The sequence below is a fragment of the Rubrimonas sp. genome (genome assembly GCF_036788415.1).
Classification (GTDB): Bacteria; Pseudomonadota; Alphaproteobacteria; order Rhodobacterales; family Rhodobacteraceae; genus Rubrimonas.
In genome coordinates this window covers 150,195-161,312 of sequence record NZ_DAIQNN010000001.1, presented here as the reverse complement: position 1 = coordinate 161,312, position 11,118 = coordinate 150,195, and the positions used below count along the sequence as shown (strand labels likewise).

Annotated in this window: 10 protein-coding genes; 4 read left to right on the top strand and 6 right to left on the bottom strand. The window is 70.9% G+C overall.

Annotated elements, in window-relative coordinates; translation table 11 throughout:
• From V7Q31_RS00755 to V7Q31_RS00745, 3 genes are all read right to left on the bottom strand, one after another.
• Positions 1-583 (bottom strand): VC_2705 family sodium/solute symporter (locus tag V7Q31_RS00755; RefSeq protein ID WP_333831746.1); only part of this gene is annotated, 583 nt, incomplete at its 3' end.
• Between the two features lie 30 nt (positions 584-613).
• Complete coding sequence (locus V7Q31_RS00750) at positions 614-874, bottom strand: DUF4212 domain-containing protein (protein WP_333831745.1); 261 nt, start codon at positions 872-874, stop codon at positions 614-616.
• Positions 875-1,101: 227 nt separating this feature from the next.
• Positions 1,102-2,172, bottom strand: coding sequence for an AbrB family transcriptional regulator (locus V7Q31_RS00745; protein WP_333831744.1), 1,071 nt, complete (start codon positions 2,170-2,172; stop codon positions 1,102-1,104).
• 162 nt (positions 2,173-2,334) lie between these two features.
• On the opposite strand from V7Q31_RS00745, the gene V7Q31_RS00740 reads away from it, so the two are divergent.
• The 4 genes from V7Q31_RS00740 to V7Q31_RS00725 are packed head-to-tail and all read left to right on the top strand — an operon-like array spanning position 2,335 to position 6,148.
• Positions 2,335-3,519, top strand: coding sequence for an amino acid aminotransferase (locus tag V7Q31_RS00740; RefSeq protein WP_333831743.1), 1,185 nt, complete (start codon positions 2,335-2,337; stop codon positions 3,517-3,519).
• Positions 3,520-3,533: 14 nt separating this feature from the next.
• On the top strand, positions 3,534-4,289 hold the full coding sequence (locus V7Q31_RS00735; protein WP_333831742.1) for a poly(R)-hydroxyalkanoic acid synthase subunit PhaE: 756 nt from the start codon (positions 3,534-3,536) through the stop codon (positions 4,287-4,289).
• On the top strand, positions 4,286-5,356 hold the full coding sequence (locus tag V7Q31_RS00730; RefSeq protein ID WP_333831741.1) for an alpha/beta fold hydrolase: 1,071 nt from the start codon (positions 4,286-4,288) through the stop codon (positions 5,354-5,356). Before V7Q31_RS00735 ends, V7Q31_RS00730 begins: the two co-directional genes overlap by 4 nt.
• Positions 5,357-5,371: 15 nt before the next feature.
• Positions 5,372-6,148 (top strand): hydroxypyruvate isomerase family protein, encoded by a 777-nt coding sequence (locus V7Q31_RS00725; protein ID WP_333831740.1) that lies wholly within the window; start codon positions 5,372-5,374, stop codon positions 6,146-6,148.
• Here V7Q31_RS00725 and V7Q31_RS00720 read toward each other — a convergent pair.
• The 3 genes from V7Q31_RS00720 to V7Q31_RS00710 form a co-directional block, all read right to left on the bottom strand.
• Positions 6,121-8,250, bottom strand: a complete 2,130-nt coding sequence (locus V7Q31_RS00720; RefSeq protein ID WP_333831739.1) for a TRAP transporter permease — start codon at positions 8,248-8,250, stop codon at positions 6,121-6,123. The genes V7Q31_RS00725 and V7Q31_RS00720 overlap by 28 nt on opposite strands.
• Positions 8,251-8,330: 80 nt before the next feature.
• A complete protein-coding gene (locus tag V7Q31_RS00715; RefSeq protein WP_333831738.1) occupies positions 8,331-9,323 on the bottom strand; it encodes a TAXI family TRAP transporter solute-binding subunit in 993 nt (330 codons plus the stop codon).
• Between the two features lie 145 nt (positions 9,324-9,468).
• Positions 9,469-11,118 (bottom strand): ABC transporter ATP-binding protein, encoded by a 1,650-nt coding sequence (locus V7Q31_RS00710; RefSeq protein ID WP_333831737.1) that lies wholly within the window; start codon positions 11,116-11,118, stop codon positions 9,469-9,471.

Below are 11,118 nucleotides of genomic sequence, written 5' to 3'. Positions count from 1 at the left end.
AGATCGCCGGGATCGTGTAGGCGGTGATCAGCACGACGTACTGGGCGACCTGCGTGTAGGTGATGCCCTTCATGCCGCCGAGCACCGCATAGGCGAACACGATCACCGCGCCGATGTAGAGGCCGGTCGCGCTGTCCACCTCGAGGAAGCGCGCGAACGTCACCCCGACGCCGGTCATCTGCCCGATGACGTAGGTCACCGAGGCGACGATGAGGCAGATCACGGCCACCATGCGCGCGGTGGTGCTGTAGAAGCGGTCGCCGATGAACTCGGGCACGGTGAACTTGCCGAATTTGCGCAGATAGGGCGCGAGCAGCATGGCGAGCAGAACGTAGCCGCCGGTCCAGCCCATCAGGAAGGTCGAGTTGTCATAGCCGACGAAGGCGATCAGGCCGGCCATCGAGATGAAGGAAGCGGCCGACATCCAGTCCGCGGCGGTCGCCATGCCGTTCGTCACCGGGTGAACGCCGCGACCCGCCGCGTAAAATTCTGCTGTCGATCCGGCGCGCGCCCAGATCGCGATCCCGATATAGATCGCGAAGGTGAAGCCCACGACGAGCAGATTTAGAGTAAACTGATCCATTGCGTGTTTCCCGTATTTCCTGTCGCCGGATTATTCTTCGTCGCAGCCGAACTTCTTGTCGAGCGCGTTCATGCGCCAGGCGTAGAAGAAGATCAGCACCAGAAACACGAGGATCGACCCTTGCTGGGCGAACCAGAAGCCGAGATCCGTCCCGCCGACCGCAACGCCCGACAGCAACGGGCGCAGCAGGATCCCGAAGCCGAACGACACCAGCGCCCAGATGATCAGACTGATCTTCACGAGGTTCATGTTGGCCTTCCAGTAGGCCGCCCCGTCCGTCTCGATTTTCATGCAACTCCCCTTCCTGTCCCCGAACCGCCGACCGCGCAAGGCCTGCGGCGCTTCCGCGTTGCTTCCCGTTTCAAGAGAAAACTCCGCGCGCAGTTTGCTTGTTCACCGCGATCACTCGGATCGCATGCCGGCCTGAGCGATACGGCGATTGCGCTGATTGCGCAATATTCTTTCACCGCAAGGGCTCAATGCCGCACGCGCGCGCAGCGCGCGCCGATCCCCGGCGATCATCCGTGGCGTGTCAGCCAGCGCCAGGCCCAGAGCGCGACGACCACCGTCGCCACGATCCGCACGAGGTGATGGGCCGTCACGAAGATCGGACTCGCCGACAGCGACAGCGCGATCAGCCCCATCTCGACCACGCCGCCCGGCGCCAGCGCCAACAGCATCACCGCGAAAGACGCCACACCCAACGCGTCGATCGCCAGCGCGATCGCCGCGCCGATCGCCAGCATCGCCGCCACCGACGCGCCCGACAGCGCGAAGCAGCGCCGCAGAGTCCGCCCGTCCACGCCGGAGAAGCGCTGCCCGAGCCCGGTCCCGATCACCACCTGCGCGAGCGACACCAGCCATTGCGGCGGCGCGGCGTCGGTCAGCCCCGCGCCATGCGCCGCCGCGCTCAGGATCACCGGACCGAGGATCTGGCCCGCCGGCAGCCTGACCGCCCGCGCGCCGAAGAAACCCGCCGCTCCGATCAGCGCAAGAAACGCCGCCTCGCGCAGGGTCAGCGGCCCGTGCCCCTCGATCCGCGCGCCGCCCGCGCTGCCCACCGCCTGCCCTTCGGCCACCGAGAAGATCAGCGGCAGCGCCGTCACCACCAGCGCGATCCGGGCGAATTGAAGCACCGTGACGAGCGCCGGGTCCGCCCCGCGCGCGGACCCCAGTTCGATCGACTCGATCAGCCCGCCCGGCATCCCCGCGTAGAACGACGTCGGACGGTCGAGCCCGCCGAGCCGGCGGAACACCGCATAGTTCGCCGCATGCGCCGCCGGCACGAACAGCAGCACCGACAGCAGCGCCGGCCACCAGAGCGGCATTTGCGCGAGCGTGTCGGGCGTGAAGGCCCCGCCGATCAGAACCCCGATCACCGGGATGAAGACGAGCCGGGGGCCGTTGGGAAACGCGACCGGCCCGCCGGCGACGCGCAGCTTGAGCGCCGCCGCGGCGCCAGTGGCCGCGAGCGCGCCGAGCAGCCAGGGCAGGGGAGCCCCGATCCGCGTGGCGACCCAGCCGCCGGCGCCGCCCAGCGCGAGCGTCGCGCCCCAGCGCAGGAGGTGGGCGCGGTCTGGCCTGGGCATGGCGGAGGCTCCGGTCGTCGGATGCGGGCGAGACGTTGCTCATGCGCCGCCCTCGGCGCGCTGACAAGCCCGACAGCGCGCCCCGCCCCCTGCGCAGACGTCGCAAAAGGCCTAAAAGACTTGGCTCACGCCCCGAATCGCGCCGCAGACGGAGAAGAAGCGATGTTCGAGACGCTCCAGACGCCCCCGCCCGACAAGATCCTCGCCCTCAGCGCCGCCTTCCGCGCCGATCCGCGCGCCGACAAGCTCGATCTCGGCGTGGGCGTCTACAAGGACGAAGCGGGCGCGACCGTGATCCTGCGCGCGGTCAAGGAGGCCGAGCGCCGCCTGCTCGCCGCGCAGTCCACCAAGACCTATGTCGCGCCGACCGGCGACGAGGCGTTCAACGCGGCGATGCTCGGCCTCGTCTTCGGCGACGCCGCGCCGAAAGACCGGTTGCGCGCGGCGCAGGCGCCCGGCGGCGGCGGCGCGCTGCGGCTGCTGTGCGAGCTCATCCACCGCGCCGAACGCGGGGCGACGGTCTGGCTCTCCGACCCGACATGGCCCAACCATCAGGGCATCCTGCGGCAGGTCGGGCTGCAGTTCCGCACCTATCCCTATTTCGACCCCGCGACCCGCGACGTCGATTACGACGCGATGCGGAGCGCCTTGTCGGAGGCCGGCCCCGGCGACGTGGTGCTGCTGCATGGCTGCTGCCACAACCCCACCGGCGCCAACCTGACGCCCGAGCACTGGCGCGACATCGCCGCGCTCGCCGTGGACCGCGGCTTCACCCCCTTCGTGGACATCGCCTATCAGGGGTTCGGCGACGGGCTGGAGGAGGACGCGCAAGGCGTGCGCATCCTCGCCGCCTCCGTGCCGGAAATGCTGGTCGCCGCCTCCTGCTCCAAGAACTTCGCCGTCTATCGCGAGCGGGTCGGCTGCGCGATGGCGCTGGCCGCCTCGCCCGAAGCGGCCGACCTCGCCAAGGCCAACATGGGGCTGCTCGCGCGCGTCAACTGGTCGATGCCGCCCGATCACGGCGCCGCAGCCGTCGCCATGATCCTGAACGACCCCGAATTGCGCACCGACTGGGCCGCGGAGCTGGAGTCGATGCGCCTGCGGATGCTGACCCTGCGCACCGGCCTCGCGGATGCGTTGCGCGCCCGGACCAACTCAGACGGCTACGACTTCCTCGCCCGCCATCGCGGCATGTTCAGCCTGCTCGGCGCGACGCCCGAGCAGGTGGAGACGCTGCGCGAGGCGCACGGCGTCTACATGATCGGCGACAGCCGCATCAACATCGCCGGGCTGAACGCGGCGGGCATCGACCGACTGACGCAGGCGCTGATCGCCGTGGGCTTCTGAGACGCGCCGAGGCGATGGACGGCGGCGGCGAGAACGTAAACGATCAAGGCGCATCCGGCGTCGACGCCCTGCTGAAAGGCTGGTCCGAAGGCTGGTCGGCGCTCGCCCGCGCCCAGGCCGCCGCCGCCGAAGCCCTCGCGGTCGAGGCCGACGACGCCGACGCGCTCTGGGGGGCGCTTCAGACGCAAAGCGCGCTCTGGCGCGCCAGCGCCGAGCGCGCGAGCGCCGCCGCGCGCAGCGCGACCGGAGCCGAGACGCTGGCGCGGCTGCTCGACCCCGGCTGCTGGCTCTTCGCCGGCGAGGACGCCGTCGACCCAGCCTTGCGCCGGCTGATAGACGGCCCGCCGCCCTCGGAGCTCGCCGAAATGGGCCGGGCGGGGCTGCCGGCGACGCAAGCCTGGCGCGCCCTGCGGCGCGCCCGCGCCGCCCATCGCCGCCTCGTCGGCGCCGCGTGGACCCGCCTCGTCGAGCGCGCCGCCCGCGCCGCGAGCGCCGACCCGCCGCTGGCGCCCGAGCGGCTCCAGGCGCTGTGGGAAGCCGAAGCCGCCGCCGAACTCGACGCGCTGCACGCGAGCGGGGCCTTCATCGTCTCGCAGGCGCGCCTGCTCGCCGCCGCGGTCGCGCTGCGCGACGTGGAGACCGCGATGGTCGAGGCCTGGTGCGAGTCGCGCGCCCTGCCGACCCGGCGCGAAGTGGACGACCTGCACCGCGGGCTGACCGAGCTGCGGCGCGAGCTGCGCGCGCTCAAACGCGAGCTCGGACGCAGATGAGCGCCGCCGTTTTACCCGCCCTCGACGCGCCGGCCCGGTTCTGGCGCGCGGTCGCCGCCCTCGCCGCCGTCGAGGAGGCGGAGATCGCCATCGGCCCCACACCGTCAGACCCGGTTTTCCGGCGCGACAAGCTCACCCTGCGCCGCTACCGCCCGCGCGCCGCCGCCGATCCGCGCCTGCCGCCGTTGATCGTCGCGCATGGTCTGGTCGGACGCCCCACCATGACCGATCTCGACGCGGACCGCTCGCTGGCCCGCGACCTGCTGGAGCGCGGGGTCGACCTCTTCAGCCTCGACTGGGGCGCGCCGGGCCGGGCTGAGCGCTTCGTGAGCCTCGCCGATTGCGTGGACGACCTGCTCGCCGGATGCGTCGCCCATGTGACGGAGGCGACCAGCCGCCGCCCCGCGCTGCTCGGGGTCTGCGAAGGCGGCGTGTTCGGGGCCTGCCTCGCCGCCCGCGATCCCGAAACCCTCGCCGGCCTCGCGCTGATCGTCACCCCCATCGACTTCCACGCCGACCCCGCCGCCCTTTTGCCGCGCTGGATCCGCGCCATCGACCGGGAAACGCTCGAAGGCCTCGTCGACGCGCTGGGCGGGTTGCCCGGCGGTGCGATGGGCTCGGCCTTCCACGCCCTAACTCCGGTGCGCAGCCGCCGAAAATACACCTCGCAGCTGGTCGCCACCGCCGACGACCCCGCCGCCTTGCGCGCCTTCCTGCGCATGGAGCGCTGGATCGCCGACCGCCCGCACCATCCCGGCGAGGCGGCGCGTCAGATGCTGTGCGACTGCTATCGCGACAACCTGCTCATCGCGGGCGACCTGATCCTCGACGGCCGCGCCGTGGACCTGCGCGAGATCGCCGCGCCGACCCTCATCGTCTGCGGGCGGCGCGACCACATCGTGCCGCCGCCCTGTTCGCTGGCGCTCGCGCCGCTGCTGACCCGCGCCCCATGCCGCGCCCTGACGCTCGACGCGGGCCATATCGGCGTCTTCGTGTCGGCGCGCGCGCGCGGACAGCTCGGCGCGGCGCTCGTCGACTGGCTGCGCGCCGACGCCCTGCCCGCCTGACCGAGGGAGCCGTCGATGCCGCGTTTCGCCGCCAACATCTCGTGGCTGTTCACCGAGCGCCCGCTGCTCGCGCGCGCCGCAGCCGCCGCCGAGGCCGGCTTCTCGGGCGTCGAAAGTCTGTTTCCCTACGACGCGGCGGCGGAGGATCTGCGCGCGGCGCTCGACGCAGCCGGCCTGCCGCTCGTCCTGATCAACGCGCCGCCGGGCGACTGGGCTGCGGGCGAGCGCGGCCTCGCCGCCCTCCCCGGCGCGGAGGCGCGCTTCGAGGCCGCTCTGGAGACGGCGCTGGCCACGGCGGACGCGCTCGGCGCCGGACGCATACACATCATGGCCGGGATCGCCGAGGGCGCCGCGGCGCGCGCGACCTATGTCGCCAACTTGCGCCGCGCCTGCGCCAGCGCGCCGGAGCGTCTGTTCGCCATCGAGCCGATCAACAGCCGCGACATGCCCGGCTATCATTTGAGCCGCACAGAGGACGCGCTGCGCGTGATCGAGGCGGTCGGGGCGCCGAACCTGTCGCTCCAGCTCGACCTCTACCACCTCCAGATCATGGAGGGCGACCTCACCCGCCGGATCGAGGCGCTCGGCTCCGCGATCGGCCATGTCCAGATCGCGGGCGTCCCCGACCGCGCCGAGCCGGACAGGGGCGAAACGCGGCTCGACTGGCTGATGGCGGAGTTGGACCGCATCGGCTATGCGGGGTGGGTCGGGGCGGAGTACCGCCCCGCCGCCCGCACCGAGGACGGCCTCGGCTGGCTCGCGCCCTACTCGGCGGGGCGCGGCGCCGCCTGACGGCTCTGCAGCGCCCAGACGCCGAGCCCGACCCCGACCCCGATCAGATCGGTCAGCAGACCGCCGGAGATCATCAGCATCGCCGCCGCCAGCACCGCGACGCGCAGCGCCAGGTTCAGCGGCGCCCGCAGATAGCCCGTCACCGCCGCCGACAGCAGATAGACCCCGGCCGTCGCCGTCAGGAAGTTGCGCAGCACCACAAGCCACTCGCCCTCCATCAGCAGCCCCGGCGAGTAGAAGAACATGAAGGGCACGATGAAAGCCGCGAGCCCGATCTTGAAGCTCTCGACCGAGGTCTTCATCGGCTCGGACCCCGCGATCGCCGCGCCCGCATAGGCCGCCAGCGCCACAGGCGGCGTGATCGCCGAGACCACCGCGTAGTAAAAGACGAAGAAATGCGCGATGAGCGGCTGGATGCCGAGATCGACCAGCCCCGGCGCCACCACCGACGCCGCCACCGCATAGGCCGCCGTGGTCGGCATCCCCATGCCGAGAATGATCGCGATCAGCATGGCGAAGAAGAGCGCGAGCAGCTGGCTGTGCTCGGCGAGCCCCAGCAGCAGCGACGAGAAGCGCGACCCCACCCCGGTCATCGCGATGACGCCGACGATGATGCCCGCGCAGGCGCAGACCGCGATGATCTGGATGCTCATCCGCGCCGCCAGCGCCAGCGCGTCCCACAGCTTGCGCGGCCCCATCGCATGCGGGGTGAGCCAGCTGACGATCGCCGCCGAGGCGGTGGCGTAGGCCCCGGCGCGGATCACCGAATAGCCCGAATAGAGCGCGAAGATCAGAATGAAGATCGGAATGAACAGGAACGCCTTCTTGGCGAGCTCCCTGAACACCGGCAGTTCGTCGCGCGGCAACCCTTTCATGCCGAGGCGCCGCGCCTCGAAATCCACCATGAAATAGATCGAGGTGAAGTAGAGCACCGCGGGGATCAGCGCGGCGACGACGAGTTCGGTGTAGGGGATGCCAGTGATCTCGGCCATGATGAAGGCGCCGGCGCCCATGATCGGCGGCATGATCTGGCCGCCCGTCGACGCCCCCGCCTCGACGGCTGCAGCCGTCTGCGGCTTGTAGCCGACTTTCTTCATCAGCGGGATGGTCAGCGAGCCGGTCGCCACCACGTTCCCCGCCGAGGTGCCGTTGATCATCCCCATCAGCCCCGAGGCGAACACCGCGACCTTGGCGGGGCCGCCGCGCGCATGGCCGGCGGCGGCGAAGGCGAAGTTCACGAAATACTCGCCGACGCGCGAGGCCTGCAGAAAGGCCGCGAAGATGATGAACAGGATGATGTAGGTCGAGGAGACCGCCGTCGTCGGCCCCAGAATCCCGTTTCCGGTGTAGAGATAGCTGAAGAAGCGCCAGATCTCGTAGCCCTTGTGCTCGAGGAACCCCGGCAGAAAGGGCCCGGTGAAGGCGTAGGAGATGAACACGGCCGAGATCACCACCAGCGCGAGCCCCGCCACACGGCGCGTCAGTTCGAGGATCAGCATCACGCCGGCGAGCGCCGTCCAGCCGTTCTGCGGATCGGCGAAGCCGGTGCCCGCGCGCAGCCGCAGCGCCATGTGCTCGAAACCGAACAGCATGAACCACGCCACCGCGATCGTGGCGCCGACGAGGATCAGGTCGCGCCAGGGGAACACCGTCTCGCGCGGCGGCGAGAACCAGCCCGCGACGATCGCGACCGCGATCCCCGCGGTCAGGCTTTCGCCGAAACCGGCGAACACCCACGGCTCCATCGCGCCGCCGCCGGAGACATGGATCTGCGCATAGGCGAGCCGCGCCAGCGCATGGCCGACCAATGCGAGCGAGACGACGTCGAGCGCCGCCGCCGCCGGCTTGGGCAGCGTTCCGCGCCCGAGCCCCGGTCGGGCGAGCAGAAAGCCGATGCAGAGAGCGCCGGCGACATGAATGATCCGGAATGTCAGCGTCTCGAGCGGCGCGACGTTGAGCACCCAGAGATGCCAAGCTGCGTAGGCCACGCAGGCGATCTGCATCGCCCAGCTGGCGACCTTGACGTCGAAAATCCTCTCATACCCCGCCGGCGGCTCGTCGTCGGCCCCGGCAGCGTCGATCTTGCGCGTCGCATCCGCCATCGCCTTTCCTCCCCATTGTTATGATGGGAGGCCCGGCGCAGCGCGCGCCGGACCTCGTCGGCGGGCCGTGCGGAAGGGCGTCAGCCCTTCAGATCGGCGGGTATCGCGAAGCCGTTCTCCTCGAACCAGCGCGCCGCGCCCGGATGCCACGGCAGGAAGGTGTTCTTGTCGAAATTCTCCGGCAGGGTTTCGGAGGACGACTTGTGGATGCTCATCATCTTGTCGTGATTGGTCATGATGGCCTTGGTCACTTCGTACACGAAGCTCTCCGGCAGATCGGCCGAAGCGACGGCGAAGTTCCACATCGCGACCGAGTTCTGATCCTCCTCCAGCGAGGAATAGGCGGTGGAGGGGATCTTGAACGGGCTCACCGGCAGCGCCTCGACGACCTTCGCCATCTCCTCGTCGGTGAAACCGATGAAGTTGACCGCCACCTGCGCCTCGACCTGCGCGAAGGCGGGGAAGGGCACGCCGGCGGCGAAGCCGAACACGTCGATCTGGCCGTCCTGCAACTGGCCCGCGAGGTCCGCCGCGCCGCCATACTGCACGGTGATGGTCTTGCCGAGCGCCTCGAAGATCTGCGGGATGTAGGTGCCCGGCGTGCCGCCCTGCGGGCCGACGCCGACGCGCGCGCCATCCGGCACGTCCGACAGGGTCGTGATGCCCGAGCTCTTCAGCGCGATGAAGTGGAAGCCGGTCTGATACATCGGGAACAGCGCGCGCAGCTTGTCATGCTTGACGCCCGGCGCCAGCGGGCTGTTGCCGGTCCAGGCGTCGCGCGCCGGGCCCATCGTGACCATGCCGAAATCATAGTCGCCGAGCTGGATGCCGGCGGCGTTCTGGATCGGCCCGTCGGTCGCCTCGGCGCTGTTGGGCACGCCGAGCGCCTCGGTGATCAGGTTCGCCCAGCCCGCGCCATAGACGAAGTAGGTGCCGCCCTGGCTGGCCGTGCCGATGGTGAAGTTGGTCGGCCAGCCCGTCTTGTCCTGCGCGAGGGCTGGCGCGGCGCTCATAGTCGCGGCGACGGCCGCGCCGGCGACGAAGCCTGCGAGCAGCTGGTGGAAACCGAACATGGAACCTCCCGTTTTTTCTCCGGATGCGACGGATTTGTCACGCACCGCCTTTTCTATAGGCGGAAAAGCGGCGGGTCGATGGCGAATCAGGCGCGGCGCGCGTTGCAGGGCAAGACCGGTCGTCGCACGACCAAAAGGCGCCGGTTCACCGACCGAGCGCCGGCTGCGCGCCCGAGAGCGCCTCGCCGCGCGCAGCGAGGAGCCGGTCGAGCCAGTCCGGGTCCATCTCCGGCACGCTCGCCAGCAGCTTCGCCGTGTAGGGGTGATGCGGCGGGCTCAGCATCGCGGCCTTCGGACCCGCCTCGACCACCCGCCCGCCCTGCATCACCACGACGTCGTCGGCGATGGCGCGCACCGTCGCCAGATCGTGGGTGATGAACACCAGCGCCAGCCCGAGCTCGCGCTGCAGCCGGTCGAGCAGCCGCAGGATTCCTTCGGCGACGATCTGGTCGAGCGCGCTGGTGACTTCGTCGCAGATCACCACGTCCGGCTCGGCGGCGAGCGCGCGGGCGATGCCGACGCGCTGCTTCTGCCCACCCGACAGCTCCGGCGGGTAGCGGTCGCGGAAGGCGGCGGGGTCGAGCTCGATCTGGTCGAGCAGTTCGTCCACCCGCCGCCGCAGCGCCCGCCCCCGCAGGCCGCGATGCAGCGCCGCGGGCCGCCCGACGATGTCGCGCAACCGCCGCCGCGGATTGAGCGCGGTGTCGGCGCTCTGCCAGATCATCTGGATGCGGCGCAGCTGGTCCTGCGTCCGGCGGCGATAGCTCGGGGCGAGGACCTCCCCGTCGAGCAGCGTCTCGCCCGAATCGGGCGTCAGCAGCCCCGCCGCCGCGCGCGCCGCGGTGGACTTGCCCGAGCCCGACTCCCCCACCAACGCCAGCGTCCGACCGCGATGCGCCGCGAAGGACACCTCGCACAGCGCCCGCGTCCCGCCATAGGAGGCCGAGACGCCCCGCAGCTCCAGCACCGGCGCTTCCCCGACCGCGGGGGCGGGCTGCGCGTCTCGGCGGAAGCCGCGCACCGCCCAGAGAGACCGCGTATAGGCCTCGCGCGGGGCGGCGAGCATCTGGCGCGCCGGCGCCGTCTCGACCTCCTCGCCGTGGCGCAGCACCTTGATCACGTCGGCCATCTGCGCCACCACGGCGAGGTCGTGGGTGATGTAGAGCGCCGCCGTGTCGAAGCGGCGCACGATGTCGCGGATCGCGGTCAGCACTTCGATCTGGGTGGTGACGTCGAGCGCGGTGGTCGGCTCGTCGAACACGATCAGATCGGGCCGGCAGGCCATCGCCATCGCGGTCATGCAGCGCTGCAGCTGACCGCCCGAGACCTGATGGGGATAGCGGAAGCCGATCTCCTCGGGGTTGGGCAGCCGCAGCCGGCGATAGAGCGCGACCGCATCCGCCATGCTGTCGGCGCGCGAGGCGAGCCCGTGGATCACCGGCGCTTCGACATGCTGGTCGATCAGCTTGTGGGCGGGGTTGAAGCTCGCCGCCGCCGATTGCGCGACGTAAGCGATCCGCGCCCCGCGCAGCGCCCGCAGCTCCGCCTCCGAAGCTTCGGTCAGTTCGCGCCCGTCGAACACGATGCGCCCGCCCGCGATCCGGCAGCCCTCGCGCGCATAGCCCATCGCCGCGAGGCCGAGCGTGGACTTGCCCGCGCCCGATTCGCCGATGATCCCCATGACTTCGCCGCGTCGCAGGCTGAGGCTCACGCCCTTGAGGATCTCGACGCGCCCCGCCCCGGCGCCGCCTTCGACGCGCAGGCCCTCGATGCGCAGCAGCGGCGCGTCGGCCAT